Source organism: Actinomadura geliboluensis (assembly GCF_005889745.1).
Classification (GTDB): Bacteria; Actinomycetota; Actinomycetes; order Streptosporangiales; family Streptosporangiaceae; genus Spirillospora; species Spirillospora geliboluensis.
This window is the reverse complement of sequence record NZ_VCKZ01000067.1, coordinates 1-18,690: the sequence shown is the minus strand read 5'-3', so window position 1 is coordinate 18,690 and position 18,690 is coordinate 1. Positions and strand designations below refer to the sequence as shown.

Genomic DNA, 18,690 nt, shown 5'->3' with positions numbered 1-18,690 from the left:
CCGCACACACCCCGCAGCACCAGAGGAGTTGGCACGTGGACGAAGGAGTGTTCGGCAAGGCCGCCCAGGAGCGGGCGATCGCCGAGGTCGAGGTGGAGATCGCGCGGCTGTGCGAGCTGCTCGCCGAGGGCCTGGCGATGGGCCTGGACGACGGCCGGGAGATGGTCGGCGGCGCCATGTCGGAGTTCCTCCTGGAGTTCTTCGACCTCGTCCGCGCGAAGGGCTCGCGGCCCGGCCTGCACGGCATGGTCACGCTGCCGCTGCTGGCGCACGGCGCGGAGACCGGCGAGCCGGGCCCGGCGGCGCCGATCGCGGTGGTCCACCTGCTCTGGTGGGCGTCCGCCCGCCACCTCGACGACCTGACCGACGCGCCCGGCCCGGCCGGCGTGCCCGACCGGGTCGCCGCCGGCAAGCGGGCGCTCACCGCGTTCGCCGTCGGCGGCCACCTGCCCGCCCGGCTCCTCGCCGGGCTGCCGGTGCCCGCCGCGACCCGCGCCGCGCTGGGGGAGGAGCTGTCGCGCTGCTGGCTGGACGCCGTGGACGGCCAGCTCCGCGACCTCACCGAGCGCCCGGCGGTCGCCACGCCCGCGTCGGTGCTGCGCGGCTACGAGGGCAAGACGGGCGCGCCGTACGGGATGGCCGCCGCGGCCGCCGCCTGCCTGGCCGGCGCGGACCGCGGCCGGGTCGCGGGCTGGCGCGCGTTCGGGCGGTCGCTCGGCGTGCTGCGCCAGCTCGTCAACGACCAGCGCGACCTCGCGTCCGGGCGACACGAGGACCTCGCCAACGGCACCGCCACCTACCTGCTCGTCCACCTGCTGCGCGAACTGCCCGCCGGGCGGCGCCGCGAGGCGCTCGAACTGCACGCCGCGGCCCGCCGGTGCGCGGCCGCGCGCGCCGAGCTGGCCGCCCGGATGCTGGACGAGGAGGTCATCGACGGCTACGCGGCGTCCGTGGCGCCGCTGATCGAGCGGGCGCACGGCCTGCTCGACCGGCTCGGCGGCGAACCGGGCTGCCTGCGGGAGCTGCACGGGCTGGTCGACGCGACCGTCGGCCACCTGCCCAGGTTCCGGCTGGCCGCGGCCTAGGGAGCAGACGCCGATGACCGCTCCCGGCGGACTCTCCGACATCCTCCTCTCCACCGGCCCGCGGGTCGCCGCCGCGGTCGGCGAGGCCCTGCACGGCCACCCCGCCTACCTGCCGATCCGGCGCGCGGCCGGCCCGATGTTCGGCGGCCGCGGGCAGACCTGCACCCGCCTCATCGGGCTCGTCCTCACCGGCGAGCCGCTGCCCGCCGACGACCTCGGCCGGTTCCGCGACCTCGGCGTCCTCGCCGCCCGGCAGGCGATCCCGCTGCCGGTGCTGTCGGAGGTGTGGGACCTCGCGCTCGCCGCCGCCGCCCGCACCTGCTGGACGGTCGCGCCGCCCGGCCACTTCGCCGAGATGGCCGAGCTGACCGCGCACGCGGCGCGGCTCGCCATCGGCGCGCGGGAGGCGTGCATCCAGGGCTACGCGGAGGCGCCCCGCGCGGGCGGCGCGTCGCGGCCGCTGCGCCGGCTGCTCGCCGAGACCCTGATCGACGGCGCGCCCGCCGGCGTCATCGCCGAGGCTGCCGGGGTCCGGCTCGCGCCCGGCTACCTGGTGCTGCTGTGCGAGGCCCCCGCCTCGGACGCGTGCTGGGAGCGGGCGAGCGAGCGGCTGGACGGCTGGGACGGCGTGCTGTACTCCGGCGACCTGTCCGGCCTCATCGTGCTGCTCCCGGCCGCCGACCAGCTGTGCGCAGAGAGCCGGGCCGCCGAGTTCACCGCGTCCCTCGTCTCCTGGACCCGCGGCCCGGTGCACGCCGCGCAGGCGCAGCGGCGCGGCCTCGCCGGCATCCCGGACGCGCTGGAGGAGGCGTCCCGGGTGCTCACCGCCGTCAAGGCCATCCCGGACGGCGAGGACCGCCCCTACCGGGCGGACGAGCTGCTGGTCGAGCTGGCGATCCTGGACCAGCCCGCGATCCGCGGCCGGCTCGCCGCCGTGCTGAAGCCGCTCGACGCGGGCACCGACCTGCGGCGGACGCTGGAGGTGCTGCTCGCCTGCAACCTCGACCGGGAGCGCGCCGCCCGGGAGCTGTGGATCCACCGCCGCACCCTGCACTACCGGCTGGACCGCATCCGCGACCTGTCCGGCGTCGACCCGAGCTCGGCGCGCGGCATCCAGCTGTTCCGCGCCGCCCTCACCTCGGCGCGGCTGAGCCGGCTGGAGCGCGAGGGCCGCCGCGCCGAGGAGACCTCGCTGCCCCCGCCGCTGAGCGCCTGAAGGAGACCGATGGACTTCCCCCTGCCGCACCGCCCGGGCGTCCCGCTGGACGCCGGGCACCTGCGGCGCCTGCACGCGCGCCCGCTGGTCCCTGCCGTGGTGGCGGGCCGGGACGCGCTGCTCGCCACCCGGCACGCCGACGTCCGGACGGTGCTGTCCGACGACCGGTTCAGCCGGGAGGCGTGGCGGGGCGGCACCCTGTTCGCGCGGACCCCGGCGTCGCTGGCGCTGGCAGCGAGCGATCCGCCGGCGCACACCCGGCGGCGCCGGGCCGTCCGGGCGTGGTTCACGGCCCGCCGCGCCGAGGCGGACCGGCCCCGCATGGTCGCCGTCGCCGACCGCCTCCTGGAGGGCATGGCGGCGGGCGGGCCGCCCGCCGACCTGCTCGCCCGGTTCGCGACGCCGTTCCCGTACGCGGTCGTCTGCGGCATGCTCGGCGTCCCCACCGCCGACCTCGGCCTGTTGCTGCCCTGGGCGAGCGCGATGATGTCGGCCGGGCACCACCCGGACGCCGAGGTGGCGGCGGCGCATGAGGGCATGCGCGGCTACTTCGCCGAGCAGGTCGCCGCCCGCCGGCCGTTCCCCGGCGACGACCTGCTGACCGCCCTCGTGCACGGCTCCGACCTGTCGGACGAGGAGACCGCCGTGTTCGGGGCCGGGCTGCTGATGGCGGGCGGCGAGAGCACCGCGAACCTCCTGGCGCTCTGCGTCCTCGACCTCGCGGCGCGGCCGCGGCTCGCCGCCCGGCTGCGCGCCGACCCGGCGCTGATCCCGGCCGCGGCCGAGGAGTACGTGCGCTGGACCTGGCTCGCCGGCACCGGCGGCCGGCCGCACGTCGTCACCGCCGCCGCCGAGCTGGCGGGGACGCCGCTGGCGCCGGGCGACGTCGTCGTCCCGCTCACCGACGCCGCCAACCGCGACCCGGCGGCCTTCCCCGCCGCCGGCGCCTTCGACCCGGCCCGCTCCCCGAACCCGCACCTGGGGTTCGGGCACGGCAGGCACCGCTGCCTCGGCGTCCACCACGCCCGTGCCGAGCTCCAGACCGGCCTCGCCGCGATCCTGCGCCGGTTCGACGACCTCTCACTGGCCGTCGACCCGGCCGACCTGGCGTGGCGCGACCGCATGTTCGTGCGCGGGGTCTGGCAGCTCCCGGTCACCTGGTCGCGCGGAAGCAGATGAGGGGGTGGGGCGTCCGGGTCGGGCGGTTCGTCCGGGGCGCCTACCCGCCGCTGCCGTCCGCGGTGCTCGCCGCGCTGTGGGCGAGCGGCGTCACGGGGCTGTTCGCCGCGCTCGACCCCTCGGGCCGGGGGTGGCGGCCCGGCGCCGGGACGGCGGTCGCGGCGGCGGCGCTGTTCGCCGACCTGCTCCTCATGCGGGCCCTCGACGACATCCGCGATGTCGATTACGACCGGCGCTTCCATCCCGGCCGCCCGCTGCCGGCGGGCGCGGTGCGCGTCCGCGACCTGGGCGTCCTGTACGGAGCGGGCGCCGTCGTACTCGTCGCGTCGCACGCGGCGTGGCCGTGGCGGGCCGGCATTCTGGCTGTTCAGCTCGGCTACGCCGCTGCGGTGCTCGGCGTCCACCTCCGGTGGGGGCGGCCCCGCCCGGACGGGCTGTTCGCCGGGCTGCTGGTGAGCCTGCCCGTGCCCGTCCTGCTGCACCTTTACCTGTACGCGGGGTACCTGGACGCGGCCGGGCACGGTGCGGACGCATCCGCATTGACCGCAGTGCCCGTCGCGGTGCTCGCGGCCGGGTATGCGGAACTGGCCGGGAAGACCACCCGCGCGCCGCGGTCGGGGGAGCGGACCTACACGGCGACGCTCAGCCTCGGCGGCGCGGTGGCGTGCGTTCTGGCCACGCCGGCAGTGTCGGCGGTACTGCTCGCCCTCTCCGCGCAGACGGGGCCGTGGACGGCTGCCGCGTTCGTGCCGCTCGCCGTCCCGGTGCTCGCCTCCGCCTCCTTCGCGCGCGGGCGCACCCGGTGGCCCGCGCCCGCCCTGTACACGCTGTCGGCGTTCGCGAGCTGGACCGTCCTCGGACTCGCCCGGTGAGGCGGAGCCGTCTCAGGGGCGGGCCGCGTCAGGCCAGGCCCATCTCCCGCCGGACGTTCGCGAACTCCACCGCCATCGCGTCCGACAGGGCGCGGGCCCCCGACAGCGGGCGCACCATCACGCAGAACTCGTCGATGAGCCCGGCGTCGTCGTGGTGCAGGAAGTCGCAGCCGTGCACCTCCCGGTCGCCCACCCGCGCCTTGAACATGAGCGCGTGGTCGCGGCCGCCGCCGATCTCCCGGACGTAGCGGAAATCGGTGAACACCCGGGTCACCGCGCGCAGGATCGCGGTGACGGCGGCCCGCCCCTCGTACGGCGCGAACGCCACCGGGCTGAGGAACGTGACGTCCTCGGCCAGCAGCGCCGGGAGGGCGTCGAGGTCGCCCTTCTCAACGGCCGCGCGGAACGGGTGCATCGGGCCCACCTCCAGGCTCGGGTGATCGGCACGCCCCGGGGGCGTGCCGAAAGCCTAGGCCGCGCGGACCCCGTCCGCGATCACCCGCTCGCGATCACCCGGCCGTGATCACCCGACCGGGACCGTTCCGGCGGGACGCGTCACGCGCCGGGCTGCAGCAGCACCTTGATCGCGCCGTCCTGCTTCTTCTGGAACATCTCGTACGCCCGCGGCGCCTTCTCCAGCGGCCAGCGGTGCGTGGCGAGGTCCATCACGCCGAGCGGGTCGGCGTCGTCGGACACCAGCGGCAGCAGCTCGTCGATCCACCGCTTGACGTGCGCCTGGCCCATCCGCAGCCCGACGCCCTTGTCGAACATCCGCAGCATCGGCAGCGGGTCGGTCATGCCGCCGTACACGCCGATGACGGAGATCGTCCCGCCCCGGCGGACGATCTCGATCGCGGTGGTCAGCGCGGCGAGCCGGTCCACCCCGACGCGCGACATCAGCGGCGCGGCGGAGTTGCCCGGCAGCAGCCCGGTGAGGGTCTGCGCCAGCTTCGCGCCCGGCGAGCCGTGCGCCTCCATCCCGACGGCCTCGATCACCGAGTCGGTGCCGCGGCCCCCGGTGAGCTGGCGCACCGCGTCCGGCACGTCGTCGGCGGCGTCGGAGTCGATCACCTCGATGCCGTGCCGGCGCGCCATCTCCAGCCGCTCCGGCACGAGGTCCACCGCGATCACGCGGTGCCCGCGGTGCCGGGCGATCCGGGCGGCCATCTGCCCGATCGGGCCGAGGCCGAGCACGGTCACCGACCCGCCCTCGGGGATCGCGGCCCACTCGACGGCCTGCCGCGCGGTCGGCAGCACGTCCGACAGGTAGACGAACCGCTCGTCCGGCGGGCCGTCCGGCACCTTGATCGGCCCGAAGTGCGCCTGCGGCACCCGCAGGTACTCGGCCTGCCCGCCCGGGACCTGCCCGTACAGCCGGGTGTAGCCGAACAGCGCCGCGCCCATGCCGTGCTCGCGCACCTGCGTCGTCTCGCACTGCGCGTACAGCTGCATCCCGCACATGTGGCAGCGCCCGCACGAGATGTTGAACGGGATCACCACGCGGTCGCCCGGCTTGATGTGCGCCACGTCCGGCCCGGTCTCCTCGACGACGCCCATCGGCTCGTGGCCGAGGATGTCGCCCTCGGTGAGGAACGGCCCGAGCACCTCGTACAGGTGCAGGTCCGACCCGCAGATGCCGGACGAGGTCACCCGGATGATCGCGTCGTCGGGTTCCTTGAGCTCCGGGTCGGGCACGCTCTCGACGCGGACGTCGCGCTTGCCGTGCCAGGTGACGGCCTTCATCTGGTCCTCCTCAGCGGCGGTGGCCCCGTCTCCCTGGCCGCCCTACCCCGACGGGCGGGCCGAAACGTCGCCGGACTGAGGAGGTCAATGCGGGGTAAAGCAGTCGCATGGACGACGGCCCCCTGCGTCTCGGCGTGCTCGACATCGGCTCCAACTCGGCGCACCTGCGGATCGCCGACCTGGAGCCCGGGCACCCGCCGCTGCCCGTCCGGTCGGTGAAGAGCCCGGTCCGGCTGGCCGAGGCCACCGACCGGCACGGCGTCATCGGACGGCCCGCGGTCGGGCGGCTGATAGCCGCGGTGCGGGAGGCGGCGGCCGCCGCCGCGGCCCTCGGCGTCGCCGAGCTGGTCCCGTTCGCGACGTCCGCGCTGCGCGACGCCGCCAACCGCGCCGACGTCACCGCCGAGGTCCGCGCCGCCACCGGCGTCGAGCTCGGGTTCCTCACCGGCGAGCGGGAGGCGCGGCTGACGTTCCTCGCGGCCCGCTGCTGGTACGGGTGGTCGGCGGGGCCGATGCTGCTCGCCGACATCGGCGGCGGCTCCCTGGAGCTCGCCTACGGCACCGGCCGGGAGCCGGACATCGCGCTGTCGCTGCCGCTCGGCGCGGGCCGCCTCACCCGGCACCACCTGCCGCCCCGCCCGCCGGTGCGCAAGCGCGTCCGCCGGGCGCTGGCCGCGCACGTGCGGTCGGTGCTCACCGAGGCGACCGCCGGGATCGCCGCGCGCCCGGCCCCGGTGCGGGCCGTCGCGACGTCCAAGACCTTCACCCAGCTCGCCCGGCTGTGCGGCGCGCCGAAGGCGAAGGCCGGGCCGTTCCGGGAGCGCCGCCTCGACCGCCGCGACCTGCACCGCTGGATCCCCCGGCTGGCGAAGCTGCCGGACGGGGAGCGGGCGCGGCTGCGCGGGGTGAAGGCGTCGCGCGCCCACCAGATCCTCGCGGGCGCGATCGTGGCCGAGGGCGTGATGGACGTCCTCGGCCTCGACCGCCTCGACATCTGCCCGTGGGCGCTGCGCGAGGGCATCATGCTGGACCGGCTGGGCGAACTGGCGGAGGGACCCCGCCGGCCCCCGGCGCTCGCCGCGTTGCCGCTGCGGTCCGGGGCCGCCGCGCCCGGGCTCCGGATCGGGTGAGCGCCCCGGCGTCGCCGCCGTTTGGCCCGCGGCCCGGCGGGCAGTTCCGCGGGCAGGACCGCGCCGCGGCGCACGCGATCAGGGGGAGCACACCGGACCAGGGGGGCACGCCATGGGACTCGCCGACGCACGCGAGATCGAGGAGCTGCTCGGGGACCTGCCGTTCCCGGCGAGCAAGCAGCGGATCGTCGAGCACGTGCACGAGAGGCGGCCGGAGATGGACGCCGAGCGCGCGGTGTCGTCGCTGCCGCTCGGCACGTACGGCAGCGTGGCCGAGGTGCTGCGGTCGGTGCCGCTCGACCCGGACCCCGGCCGGACCCCGACCGAGCGCGACCACCAGCGCCGCCACCACCAGAAGCCCGGCCTCGGCGAGCCGATGCGGCACACCGAGCGCTCGCCCGTCGAGGAGGAGCTGGACCGCGGCGACGAGATCTGACGGCCGGCGCCCGGCCGTTTGAACGGCGCCCCTGCGGCAAGTGCCCCGTTGGGCTCCGACGCGGGAGGAGGGCCGTCGATGACGGCTGTACAGGGCAGGGACGACGCGAGCGTCGCCGAGGCGCTCGCGCGCCACCGCATGGGTACCAAGATCGGCCACATCCTGGCCACCACCGACCACAAGATGGTCGGCTACCTGTACCTCACGACGTCGTTCCTGTTCTTCCTCGCCGCCGGGGTCATGGCCATGCTGATGCGGGCCGAGCTGCTGGAGCCCGGCCGGCAGGTCGTGAGCAACCACACCTACAACGAGCTGTTCACGATCCACGGCACGATCATGATGCTGCTGTTCGCGACGCCGCTGTTCGCCGGGTTCGCGAACGTGCTGGTGCCGCTGCAGATCGGCGCGCCCGACGTGGCGTTCCCGCGGATGAACGCGCTCACCTACTACCTGTTCCTGTTCGGCGGCCTGATGGTGATGGCCTCGTTCATCATGCCGGGCGGCGCCGCCGCCTACGGGTGGTTCGCCTACTCGCCGCTGACGTCGGAGGCGTACTCGCCCGGCCTCGGCCCCGACATGTGGATCATGGGGCTGATCCTGTCCGGCTTCGGGACGATCCTCACCTCGGTGAACATCATCACCACGATCATCGCGATGCGCGCGCCCGGCATGGTGATGTTCCGGATGCCGATCTTCACCTGGAACGTGCTGCTGACCAGCCTGATGGTGCTGATCGCGTTCCCGGTGCTGACCGCGGCGCTGTTCGCGCTGGAGGCCGACCGCAAGATCGGCGCGCACATCTACGACGCCTCGAACCACGGCGCGCTGCTGTGGCAGCACCTGTTCTGGTTCTTCGGCCATCCCGAGGTCTACATCGCGGCGCTGCCGTTCTTCGGGATCGTCACCGAGATCCTCCCGGTGTTCGCGCGCAAGCCCCTGTTCGGCTACCTCGGCATGGTCGCCGCGACGATCTCGATCACCGGGCTGTCGATGACGGTGTGGGCGCACCACATGTTCGCCACCGGCGGGGTGCTGCTGCCGTTCTTCTCCATCACCTCCTTCATGATCGCCGTGCCGACCGGGATCAAGTTCTTCAACTGGGTCGGGACGCTGTGGAAGGGGCAGCTCACGTTCGAGACCCCGATGCTGTTCGCGCTCGGGTTCCTCGTGACGTTCCTGTTCGGCGGGCTGACCGGGGTCATCCTCGCCTCGCCGGCGATGGACTTCCACCTCACCGACTCCTTCTTCGTCGTCGGCCACCTGCACTACGTCCTGTTCGGCACCGTCGTGTTCGCCATGTTCGGCGGGTTCTACTTCTGGTGGCCGAAGATGACGGGCCGGATGCTGCACGAGGGCTGGGGCAGGCTGCACTTCTGGACGCTGTTCATCGGGTTCCACACGACGTTCCTCGTCCAGCACTGGCTGGGCGCCGAGGGGATGCCGCGCCGCTACGCCGACTACCCCGACCAGTTCGCGACGCTGAACCTCGTCTCGTCCATCGGCTCGTTCATCCTGGGCGCCTCGACGTTCGCGTTCCTGTGGAACGTGCTGCGGACGTGGCGGCACGGCGAGAAGGTCGGCACCGACGACCCGTGGGGCACCGGCGGCTCGCTGGAGTGGGCGACGTCCTGCCCGCCGCCCCGCCACAACTTCACGTCGATGCCCCGGATCCGCTCCGTGCGCCCCGCGTTCGACCTGCACTACCCGGCGCTGGAGCCGCCGCAGGAGGCCGAGCCCGCGCTGCCGCCGCCCGGGAAGTCCTGACCGGCGCGGGCCGGCCGCCGCCGGTCAGCCGCTCCCGTCCTTCGAGCCGCCGCCCTCCTGAGGCGGCTTCTCCAGGTCGCCCTGGCCGCCGCCGTACGACTCGGACTGGTAGTCGAGGTAGAAGCGGTTGGCGCGGGTCCGCACCTGGGTGCGGGCGCGGTCCGGGGTCGGGAGCGGGATGATGTGGTCCGGGTAGGGGGCGACCAGCTCGCCGGGCCGCCGGGTCCGCAGCACGGCCTCCGCGTCCCGCGCCGGAACCTCGTGCCGCTCCTCGAAGCCGCCCTCCGGGCTGAGCGAGATCAGGCCGCTCTCCACGCCCTCCCGGCGGGTCTGCAGGTCGCGGCGCTGCAGGCTCAGGCAGGCGCGCCGGGCGACGACGAACGCGAGGACCGGGGCGACGAAGAACCCGACGCGGAAGAACCACGTCGTCCAGAACAGCGGGATCTTGAAGGTGTTGGAGATGATGTCGTTGCCGCCCGCCGCCAGCAGGTTGATGTACCAGGCGGCGGCCGCCGCGCCGATCCCCGTCCTGGTGGGGGCGTTCCGCGGCCGGTCCAGGAGGTGGTGGACGCGCTCGTCCCCGGTGGCCCAGCGCTCCACGAACGGGTACAGGCCCATGAGCGTGAAGAAGATCCCCGGCAGGACGACCGCCGGCAGCAGCACGTTCCAGGAGATGTCGTGCCCGGCGACGGTCGTCGACAGCGGCGCCATGATGCGCAGCGAGCCTTCGAGGAATCCGACGTACCAGTCCGGCTGCGAGCCGAAGGAGACCTCGTCGGGCTCGTACGGCCCGTACAGCCAGACGGGGTTGATCTGGAACAGCGTCGCCAGCCCGGCCAGGACCCCGAACGTGAACAGGAAGTAGCCCGCGCTCTGGGCGGCGAAGTTCGGGAAGGTCTTCTCGCCGCTCACCGCCATCTCCCGCCGCCCCCGGCCCGGCCACTGGGTGTGGGTCTGGTGCCACAGGATCATCAGGTGGACGGTCACCAGCGCGATCAGGATGCCCGGGATCAGCAGGATGTGCACCGTGAACAGCCGCGGGATGAACTCCTCGCTCGCCGGGAACTGCCCGCCGAACGCCCACAGGCTGAGGTAGGTCCCGGCGATGGGGATGGACAGCAGGATCCCCTGGAAGATCCGCAGGCCGGTGCCGGACAGCAGGTCGTCCGGGAGCGAGTAGCCGGCGAACCCCTCGGCGAGCGCCAGCGCGAACATCGACACGCCGATCACCCAGTTGATCTCGCGCGGCTTGCGGAACGCGCCGGTGAAGAAGATCCGCATGAGGTGCGCCACGATCGCCGCGAGGAAGACGTTCGTTGCCCAGTGGTGGATCTGCCGCATCAGCAGCCCGCCGCGCACGTCGAACGTCAGGTGCAGCGTGGAGGCGTACGCGTCGCTCATCCGCACGCCCTTGAGCGGCGCGTACGAGCCGTCGTAGACCTGCACCCCGCCGCTCGGCTTGAAGAACAGCGTGAGGTAGACGCCCGTCAGGACCAGGATGATGAACGAGTAGAGCGCGATCTCGCCGAGCAGGAACGACCAGTGCGTCGGGAACGCCTTCCTGATGTTCTGGCTCAGGAACGAGGTGGAGCCGAGCCGGTCGTTGACACCCTGGACCAGGTCGCCGGCCCGCGCGGACCTCGACCGGCCGTTCCGTCCCGCCATCGCGCACTTCTCCCCAAGGCCCGAGCAGCAATTTCGCTGGGCGGGTACCCGAGCGGGGTTACCGCAAACGCCGCCGCGCGGGCGCCTGCGGCCCCTCGCGTTGGCGGGGGCGGGCACCGCGCGCGGTCAGGCCGCGCGCGGGTTCGCGGCCGAGTTGAGCTGGTGCCGGGCGAGCATGATGTCGGCCCGCAGCCGGTCGGCCGCCAGCGGGTCCGGCTCCAGCCCGCCGAGCCCGTCCTCGATGAGCGCCAGCTGGTCGGCGCGCAGCCGGGCGAGCAGCCGGCGCGGCTCCCCGGCCGGCACGCCCCACCGCTCCTTGCGGCGCCACTTGCGGAACGCGAGCACGTGCCCCTCGCCGGGGATGAGGACGCCCCGCGCCGTCTCCGCGTGTACCGTCCGCCGGAAATGCGCCAGGTACCGGCGACGCGCGAGCCGGTACGTGACGATGGCGGCGAGCAGGATCGGCGCCCCCTTCACCGGCAGCAGCGCCACCCCGGACAGGACGGGCGCGTCCCACCACGAGTGCAGCGCCATCGACAGCACGAACGCCGCCCCGGCGATCGCGGCGCTCGTCCGGGTCGCCCTCCCCAGCAGGCAGCCGAGGCCCGCGCCGCCGACCGCCGTCATCGCCCAGTGGCTCCACCACGCCCCGCCGACCACCCGGCTGCCGAAGGTGAACAGCGCCGCGTTCGCGTCCTGCGTCGCGCCCGTCAGCACGATCGTGTTCAGCACGTACAGGAAGTTCTCCGCGAACTGGAAGCCGAGGCCGGCGAGCGCGCCGTACCCCCAGCCGTCGAGCGGCCCGCGGACCGCGGCCGGCGCCATCAGCGCCAGCACCACGACCCCGAGCAGCTTCAGGACCTCCTCGTCGACCGGCGCGGCGATCGCCGCGCCCCACACCGCCGTGAACCCCGGCCCCGCCGTCTTGCCGAGGACGGCCTGGAACGCCGAGTTGGCGGGCAGTGCGAGACCGAACGCGGCGAGCCCGCCCCACGCCACCGTGATGAGCGCGTAGCCGAGCGGCAGCGACCGGATCGGATGCAGCCGCCGCAGCGCCCACACGCCCGCGGCCAGCGCCGGGGCCAGCAGCGCGAACCCGAGGATCGCGCCCGCCGGGAACGCCGCGACCTGCGCGCCGATCCCGCGGAAGGCGGTCCAGGCCCCGAGCAGGCACGCGGCCGCCCACAGCCAGAACGCGGGCCGGCGGGTCATGGCGGTGCCGAGATCCGCAGCGTCCGCACCAGGGCGTCGACCTCCGCGGCCAGCCGCGCGAACGCGTCCGGCGGCCCCGACGCCGTCACGGTGGCGCCGAGCGTGGCCCGCGCGAACACGGTCGCCATGCCGACGCGCTCGCGCCCGGCGAGCCGCCCGGTCAGCCCGGTCAGCCCGTGCGCGGTCGTGATCGGGACGGGTCCCGCGCGCAGCCGCGACCGCCCGCCGGCGGCGACGATCCGGCCGAGGCCGTCCCACAGCTCGCGCGCGTCCAGCGGCGCCAGCGGCACCACGACCCGCACGTACAGGCCGACCCCGGCGTTGGCGAGCTCGATGTCGCTGGTCAGCGAGGACTCGGCCCGGTCGAGCACCCAGCCCGAGGACGGGACCGTGAACGTGACCGGCCGGACGCCGTCGCGCTCGGCCCCCACCGACAGCACCGTGCCCGCCGCGACCGGCCTGCCGCCGCTGCCGAGGGCCTTGTCGAGCAGCGGGAGCCCCGCGGCGAGGAGCAGCAGCGCCAGCGCCACGAGCCCCGTACCCCACCATCTCACCCGCGCCACGTGACCCCCCGATGACGTGCGCTGCGACAATGCCCCTTGACCCGGGAACTAAACAAGATCAGGGCGCGCGGGTCACCAGTGCGCCGGGCGTCCGACCGCGTCCGGCAACCGCGTGGCGGCGTCGCCGCGCGCCGCGTCCAGCTGCGCCCGGACGAGGAAGAGGCAGCCGGTGAGGTCCGCGCCGCGCAGGTCGGCGTCCCGCAGGTCCGCGCCGATCAGGTCGGCCGAGCGCAGGTCCGCGCCCCGCAGGTCGGCCCCGATCAGGTAGGCGCCGCGCAGGTTCGCGCCGCGCAGGTCGGCGCCCTTCAGCCGCGCACCGACGAGGTCGGCGCCCCGCCGCTCCCGCCTGCGGCCCGGCACGGCGGCGGCCCTGGCCAGCTCGCTCGCGCGCAGCAGCAGCGCGTTCGCCTTCTCCCGCACGGCCGGGACGTCCACCTCGGCGAGCGCGGCCGGGTCGCCCCGGGTGAGGCGGTCGACGTCCTCGAACGCCCGCCGCAGCTCGGCGCGGACGGGCCCGGCGGCGGGCAGCGCCGCCGCCTCGTCCAGGTACCAGAGCAGCTCGTGCAGCTGCCGCATGACGGGGAACACCGCGAACATGCGGCGCGCGACGCCGGGGTCCGCGCGCCAGTCCCGGCCGCCGAAGGTCTCCTGCGACACCTTCTGGCCCGCGCCGAAGCAGTCGAAGACCGTGCAGCCCCGGAAGCCGAGCCCCCGCAGGTCGGCGTGGACGCCGCAGCGGAAGTCGGCGAGGAGGTTGCGGCACGGCTCGCCCGCGGCCTTGTCCACCGCGAAGTCGGCGGACCGCGCGAACGGCAGCGCGACGCAGCACAGGCCGAAACAGCTCGCGCAGTCGGCCCGCAGCCCGTCCGCCCTCTCCGACACCCCGCGCCTCCGCCTCCTGGACAACGCTCCATTGTCGGGCCACGCGGCCCCTGCTCGGGACGAGGGCGGTGTTGTACAGTCCGGAACCCCATGACGACACCCCTCACCGAGTCCGCGATCGTCTCCAGGCTGCGCGCCGCCGGCTGCGTGTTCGCCGAGGACGAGGCGCGGCTGATCCTCGCCACCGCCCGCACTCCCGGCGACGCGTCCGCGATGGTGGACCGGCGCGCCGCCGGGCTGCCGCTGGAGCACGTCCTCGGCTGGGCGGAGTTCTGCGGCCTGCGGATCGCCGTCGAGCCGGGGGTGTTCGTGCCCCGCCGCCGCACCGAGTTCCTCGTCCGGGAGGCGGCCGCGCTCGCCCCGCCGCGCCCGGTCGTGGTCGACCTGTGCTGCGGTTCCGGCGCGCTGGGCGCCGCGCTCGTCGCCGGCCTGGACGAGTACGCCCTGCATGCCGCCGACGTCGAGCCCGCCGCCGTCCGCTGCGCCCGCGCCAACATCGCCCCGCTCGGCGGCCACGCCTACGAGGGCGACCTGTTCGCGCCGCTTCCGGACGCGCTGCGCGGCCGCGTCGACGTGCTGCTCGCCAACGTCCCCTACGTGCCGACGGACGACGTCGCGCTGATGCCCCCGGAGGCGCGCGACCACGAGCCGCGGGTCGCGCTCGACGGCGGCTCCGACGGCCTGGACGTGCTGCGCCGCGTCACCGCCGAGGCGGCGCGGTGGCTGGCCCCCGGCGGCCACCTGCTGTTCGAGACGAGCGAGCGCCAGGTCCCGGACGCGGTCGCCGCCGTCGAGCGGGGCGGGCTGTCCGCCGCCGTCCGGACGTCGGAGGAGTTCCATGCCACGGTCATCGTCGGAGCAAAGCCGGTGTAAAACTCGATAGGGGGGTACGGGTCGTATAGGACGACCTGAAGGAGTGAACCACAATGCGCCGCATCAGTGCAGCGCTCAGCGCCATCATCGGCACGATCGTCAGCATCGTGACCCTCCCGTTCCGGGTTCTGCAGCGCCTCCTGACCCCCGGGCGCCGCACCCGCACCCACCGGTAAAACCGCGGTATCCGCACGTCCGCCCCGGGCCATTCCTCCGATATGGCCCGGGGCGGACGTTTGCCGGAAAAATGCTTTGCGCGCAGGCGCGACATCCCGCACCCTGGGAGTGTCAAACCGAACGGAAACGGCGGAAGGAGCGGTGAGGATGGCCACGACCAGCGGCGGGCCGGTGTCACGGCGCTCCCGTGCCGGGCAGCGGCGAGGCGCCGCCGTCGGAGGCGTCTCCGGATAGGACCGCGAAGGTTCTCCGGAGGCCGCCAGGATGACCTTTCTGGCGGTCTTTTCATGTTCGTCACGGGTCCGTAGCTCAATGGGAAGAGCGCCCGCCTTGCAAGCGGGAGGTTGCCGGTTCGAGTCCGGCCCGATCCACCCCGGCGGAACGCTTCTCGTTCCGCCGCAAGCCGCACAGGTCGAAATGGTGAGGCACCTGGCTTCCACCCAGGAAAACCGGGTTCGATTCCCGGGTGCGGCTCTGGACTGGGCCCGGCGGGAGTAACGACCCCCGGCTGGTTCTGCACGTGCCCGAGGCGGGCGGACGCCACCGCCCGCCCGCGGGCACCCATGCCGGATCATCCAATCGGCAGGATGCGTGACTCTGGATCACGTCATGCAGGTTCGAACCCTGCTCCGGCAGCCATCTCCTACGCGGGCGCGTCGATGCGGACGCGGGCCGTCGTCCAGGCGCGGGCCCGGTCGGTGAGGGTGATGCCGAGGCCCGGACGCGGCGGGACGTGCATCCGGCCGTCCTCGATGGTCAGCCGCTCGTTGAACAGAGGGGCGAGCCAGTCGAAATGCTCCACCCACGGCTCGCGCGGATAGGCGGCGGCCAGATGCAGGTGGATCTCCATCGCGAAGTGCGGCGCGAGCTGCAGATGGTGGTGGTCGGCGAGCGTCGCGAGCTTCAGGAAGCCGGTGATGCCGCCGATGCGCGGGGCGTCCGGCTGGAGGACGTCGGCGGCGCCCTTGGCGATGAGTTCGCAGTGCTCGGCGACGCTGGTGAGCATCTCGCCGGTCGCGATCGGCGTGTCGAGCGCGGCGGCGAGCGCGGCATGGCCCTCGGCGTCGTAGGCGTCCAGCGGCTCCTCGATCCAGGTGAGGCCGAACCCCTCCAGGGCGCGGCCCATCCGCCGCGCGGCGGGCCGGTCCCACTGCTGGTTCGCGTCCACCATCAGCGGGAACGCGTCGCCGAGCCGCTCCCGGACGGCGGTGACGCGGCGCAGGTCCTCGGCGTGGTCGGGATGGCCGACCTTGATCTTGACGCCGCCGATCCCGGCGGCGGCGGACGCCTCCGCGTTCTCCAGCACCTCCTCCAGCGGCGCGTGCAGGAAGCCGCCGGAGGTGTCGTAGCAGCGGACGGAGTCGCGGTGCGCGCCGAGGAGCTTGGCGAGCGGCAGGCCCGCCCGCCTGGCCTTCAGGTCCCACAGCGCGATGTCGATCGCGGCGATCGCCTGCGTGGCGAGCCCGCTGCGGCCGACGGACGCGCCCGCCCACACCAGCTTCGTCCAGAGCCGGCCGATGTCGCTCGGGTCCTCGCCGATGAGGGCGGGCGCGACCTCGGCGGCGTGCGCGAACTGGCCGGGGCCGCCCGCGCGCTTGGCGTAGCCGAAGCCGATGCCCTCGTGGCCGTCCGCGGTGCCGATCTCGGCGAACAGGAACACGACCTCGGTCATCGGCCGCTGCCGCCCGGTCAGCACCTTGGCGTCGCTGACCGGGACGGCGAGCGGCAGCGTCACCGACGACAGCTCGATCCAGGCGATCCGGTCGAGCGTCGCCGCGCCGGCGGGGACGGCCGTCATCTCAGCGCACTCGCTTGACGAGTTCGGCGAGTTCGGCGGTCTCCTCGTCGGTCAGGTCGGTGAGCGGCGGCCGGACGGGCCCGGCCGGGTGGCCCGTGATCCGCATGCCCGCCTTGATGATGCTGACCGCGTACCCCTTGCGGCGGTTGCGGATGTCGCAGTACGGCAGGACGAACTCCGCGAGCAGCCGCGCCACCTCGTCCCGGTCGCGGCCCCGGACGGCGGCGTAGAACGCGAGCGCGAACTCCGGGATGAAGTTGAAGACCGCCGAGGAGTAGGTGGTGACGCCCATCTCCAGGTAGGGGAGGGCGAACGTCTCCGCGGTGGGCAGCCCGCCGATGTAGACGAGCCGGTCGCCGAGCCGGGACCTGATCCGCGTTATCAGCTCCAGGTCGCCGACGCCGTCCTTGAAGCCGACGAGGTTCGGGCACGCCTCGGCGAGCGCGGCGACCGTCGCGTCCTTGTAGACGGCGTTCGCGCGGCTGTAGAGCGTCACGCCGAGGCGGGTCGCGGCGCAGACGGCGCGGACGTGCGCGATCAGGCCCTCCTGCGACGCCTCGGTCAGGTACGGCGGGAACAGCAGCACCCCGTCGGCGCCGGCCTCCTCGGCCTCGCGCGCCATCGCCGCGGCCGCCGCCGTCCCGTACCCGGCGGGCGCGATCACCGGCAGGCCGTCCGGCGCCTCCGCGACGGCGGCGCGCACCACCGCGCCCACCTCGCCGGGCGCGAGCGAGAAGAACTCGCCCGTGCCGCCCGCCGCGAACAGGCCGGCGACGCCGTACCCGGCGAGCCGGCCGATGTTGTCGCGGTAGGCGGGCTCGTCGAAGGACAGGTCGTCGCGGAAGTGCGTGACGGGGAACGAAAGGAGCCCGGACCCGAGCCGCGTCGCGATCTCTTCGGGCGCAGTCTGCGTCATGCCCCGAGGCTAGGATGGCCGATTGATCCAGGTCCAACACGAAAAAGGCATCTACTGATACCCGCAGGGAATCGATGTTCACGCTGACCCAGCTCACGAACTTCGTGGCCGTCGCCGAGGAGCTGCACTTCGGCCGCGCCGCCGAGCGGCTCCGCATGACGCAGCCGCCGCTCAGCCGGCAGATCCAGCTGCTGGAGAACGAGCTGAAGGTGCGGCTGTTCGACCGGACGAACCGGTCCGTCCGGCTCACCCCGGCCGGGCGGGCGTTCCTCGTCGAGGCGCGCCGGCTGCTGCAGCAGGCCGACCACGTCGCGATGTCGGTCCGGCAGGTGTCGGCGGGGGAGGCCGGGAGCATCACGGTCGGGTTCACCGCCGCGAGCGCCTACGCCACCCTGGGCCGGCTGCTGGGGGTCGCGCGGACGGCGCTGCCGGACGTCGGCGTCGTCCTGCGGGAGATGGTGACGCGCGACCAGGTGCGCGCCCTCGCCGAGGGGAGCCTCGACCTCGGGCTCCTGCGGCCGCCGGTGACCGACCCGGACCTGGCGGAGCGCCCCGCCGAGCGGGAGGCGCTGCTCGCGGCCGTCCCGAACGGCCATCCGCTCGCCGCGGGGGACGGCCCGCTCGCGCTGGCCGACTTCGACGGGCAGCCGTTCATCATGTACTCGCCCGTCGAGGCCCGCTACTTCCACGAGCTGGTGATCAGCGTGTTCCGGCAGGCGGGCGTCTCGCCGGTGTACGCGCAGTACCTCAGCCAAGTGCACAGCATCCTCGCGCTGGTCAACTGCGGCTGGGGCGTCGCGCTGGTGCCGGCCGCCGCGTCCCGGCTCCGCTACGCGGGGCTGCGGTTCCGGCCCGTCGACCTCGCCGGGCCGGACCCCGTCGAGCTGAGGCTGGCCTGGCGGCGCGGCAACGACAACCCGGCGCTCGCCAAGCTGCTCCGGCATCTTTGAGGCGCCTTGACCGGAGTGCGAGCCGTGAATTATTTTGTCGTTAAAATATTTGTCGTCAAAGTATCGGTGGGGCAGGTGGAGGGACCATGAGCGACTATCCGGCGTATGCGCCGTCGGAGGAGCATGAGCTGCTGCGGCGCACGGTGCGTGAGCTGGCCGAGGCCAAGATCGCTCCTTTCGCGGCGGAGGTGGACGAGGAGTCCCGGTTCCCGCAGGAGGCGCTGGAGGC

19 protein-coding genes and 3 tRNA genes are annotated in these 18,690 nt (G+C 74.3%); 14 read left to right on the top strand and 8 right to left on the bottom strand.

Features of this window, described 5'->3' with window-relative positions; all coding sequences use genetic code 11:
* Window positions 1–35: 35 nt before the first annotated feature.
* The 4 genes from ETD96_RS12335 to ETD96_RS12320 are packed head-to-tail and all read left to right on the top strand — an operon-like array spanning window position 36 to window position 4,352.
* Window positions 36–1,085 carry a polyprenyl synthetase family protein gene (locus ETD96_RS12335; RefSeq protein WP_138636454.1) on the top strand — a complete coding sequence of 350 codons (1,050 nt, stop codon included), beginning with the start codon at window positions 36–38 and terminating at the stop codon, window positions 1,083–1,085.
* Between the two features lie 13 nt (window positions 1,086–1,098).
* Window positions 1,099–2,301: a PucR family transcriptional regulator gene (locus tag ETD96_RS12330; protein WP_138636453.1), complete on the top strand. Its 1,203-nt coding sequence runs from the start codon at window positions 1,099–1,101 to the stop codon at window positions 2,299–2,301.
* Between the two features lie 9 nt (window positions 2,302–2,310).
* Window positions 2,311–3,480, top strand: a complete 1,170-nt coding sequence (locus ETD96_RS12325; RefSeq protein ID WP_138636452.1) for a cytochrome P450 — start codon at window positions 2,311–2,313, stop codon at window positions 3,478–3,480.
* Window positions 3,477–4,352, top strand: a complete 876-nt coding sequence (locus ETD96_RS12320) for a hypothetical protein (protein ID WP_138636451.1) — start codon at window positions 3,477–3,479, stop codon at window positions 4,350–4,352. Before ETD96_RS12325 ends, ETD96_RS12320 begins: the two co-directional genes overlap by 4 nt.
* Before the next feature lie 28 nt (window positions 4,353–4,380).
* On the opposite strand, the gene ETD96_RS12315 is transcribed toward ETD96_RS12320, so the two are convergent.
* The gene (locus ETD96_RS12315) at window positions 4,381–4,767 is read right to left on the bottom strand and encodes a nuclear transport factor 2 family protein (protein ID WP_138636450.1); all 387 of its coding nucleotides are present in this window, start codon (window positions 4,765–4,767) and stop codon (window positions 4,381–4,383) included.
* A gap of 140 nt (window positions 4,768–4,907) precedes the next feature.
* Entirely contained in the window at window positions 4,908–6,095 is a 1,188-nt protein-coding gene (locus ETD96_RS12310; protein ID WP_138636449.1) for a zinc-dependent alcohol dehydrogenase, read from the bottom strand.
* Window positions 6,096–6,202: 107 nt separating this feature from the next.
* Here ETD96_RS12310 and ETD96_RS12305 point away from each other — a divergent pair, with 107 nt between their 5' ends.
* From ETD96_RS12305 to ctaD, 3 genes are all read left to right on the top strand, one after another.
* Entirely contained in the window at window positions 6,203–7,225 is a 1,023-nt protein-coding gene (locus ETD96_RS12305; protein ID WP_240807552.1) for a Ppx/GppA family phosphatase, read from the top strand.
* A 112-nt stretch (window positions 7,226–7,337) separates the two neighbouring features.
* Window positions 7,338–7,661, top strand: coding sequence for a DUF2795 domain-containing protein (locus ETD96_RS12300; protein WP_138636448.1), 324 nt, complete (start codon window positions 7,338–7,340; stop codon window positions 7,659–7,661).
* A 78-nt stretch (window positions 7,662–7,739) separates the two neighbouring features.
* Entirely contained in the window at window positions 7,740–9,425 is a 1,686-nt protein-coding gene (gene ctaD / locus ETD96_RS12295) for an aa3-type cytochrome oxidase subunit I (protein ID WP_138636447.1), read from the top strand.
* 24 nt (window positions 9,426–9,449) lie between these two features.
* On the opposite strand, the gene qcrB is transcribed toward ctaD, so the two are convergent.
* The 4 genes from qcrB to ETD96_RS12275 form a co-directional block, all read right to left on the bottom strand.
* Window positions 9,450–11,090: a cytochrome bc1 complex cytochrome b subunit gene (qcrB, locus tag ETD96_RS12290; protein ID WP_138636446.1), complete on the bottom strand. Its 1,641-nt coding sequence runs from the start codon at window positions 11,088–11,090 to the stop codon at window positions 9,450–9,452.
* Between the two features lie 126 nt (window positions 11,091–11,216).
* Entirely contained in the window at window positions 11,217–12,302 is a 1,086-nt protein-coding gene (locus tag ETD96_RS12285) for a PrsW family glutamic-type intramembrane protease (protein ID WP_138636445.1), read from the bottom strand.
* Entirely contained in the window at window positions 12,299–12,856 is a 558-nt protein-coding gene (locus ETD96_RS12280) for a hypothetical protein (RefSeq protein WP_138636444.1), read from the bottom strand. Before ETD96_RS12280 ends, ETD96_RS12285 begins: the two co-directional genes overlap by 4 nt.
* Before the next feature lie 81 nt (window positions 12,857–12,937).
* The gene (locus tag ETD96_RS12275) at window positions 12,938–13,747 is read right to left on the bottom strand and encodes a pentapeptide repeat-containing protein (RefSeq protein WP_138636443.1); all 810 of its coding nucleotides are present in this window, start codon (window positions 13,745–13,747) and stop codon (window positions 12,938–12,940) included.
* A gap of 90 nt (window positions 13,748–13,837) precedes the next feature.
* Between ETD96_RS12275 and ETD96_RS12270 the strand changes: the two genes are divergently transcribed.
* From ETD96_RS12270 to ETD96_RS12255, 5 genes are all read left to right on the top strand, one after another.
* Window positions 13,838–14,620, top strand: coding sequence for a putative protein N(5)-glutamine methyltransferase (locus ETD96_RS12270; protein WP_138636442.1), 783 nt, complete (start codon window positions 13,838–13,840; stop codon window positions 14,618–14,620).
* 53 nt (window positions 14,621–14,673) lie between these two features.
* The gene (locus ETD96_RS47550) at window positions 14,674–14,796 is read left to right on the top strand and encodes an LPFR motif small protein (RefSeq protein WP_254715223.1); all 123 of its coding nucleotides are present in this window, start codon (window positions 14,674–14,676) and stop codon (window positions 14,794–14,796) included.
* Window positions 14,797–15,095: 299 nt separating this feature from the next.
* Window positions 15,096–15,168 (top strand) — tRNA-Ala (locus ETD96_RS12265).
* A 31-nt stretch (window positions 15,169–15,199) separates the two neighbouring features.
* Window positions 15,200–15,271, top strand: a tRNA-Gly gene (locus tag ETD96_RS12260).
* 90 nt (window positions 15,272–15,361) lie between these two features.
* Window positions 15,362–15,436 (top strand) — tRNA-Gln (locus ETD96_RS12255).
* 4 nt (window positions 15,437–15,440) lie between these two features.
* On the opposite strand, the gene ETD96_RS12250 is transcribed toward ETD96_RS12255, so the two are convergent.
* A complete protein-coding gene (locus ETD96_RS12250) occupies window positions 15,441–16,595 on the bottom strand; it encodes an L-talarate/galactarate dehydratase (RefSeq protein WP_138636441.1) in 1,155 nt (384 codons plus the stop codon).
* A gap of 1 nt (window position 16,596) precedes the next feature.
* On the bottom strand, window positions 16,597–17,511 hold the full coding sequence (gene kdgD, locus ETD96_RS12245) for a 5-dehydro-4-deoxyglucarate dehydratase (protein ID WP_138636440.1): 915 nt from the start codon (window positions 17,509–17,511) through the stop codon (window positions 16,597–16,599).
* Window positions 17,512–17,585: 74 nt separating this feature from the next.
* Between kdgD and ETD96_RS12240 the strand changes: the two genes are divergently transcribed.
* Both ETD96_RS12240 and ETD96_RS12235 read left to right on the top strand, forming a co-directional pair.
* A complete protein-coding gene (locus ETD96_RS12240; protein WP_138636439.1) occupies window positions 17,586–18,461 on the top strand; it encodes a LysR substrate-binding domain-containing protein in 876 nt (291 codons plus the stop codon).
* Window positions 18,462–18,547: 86 nt separating this feature from the next.
* A partial coding sequence (locus tag ETD96_RS12235; protein WP_171068991.1) for an acyl-CoA dehydrogenase family protein occupies window positions 18,548–18,690 on the top strand: 143 nt, incomplete at its 3' end.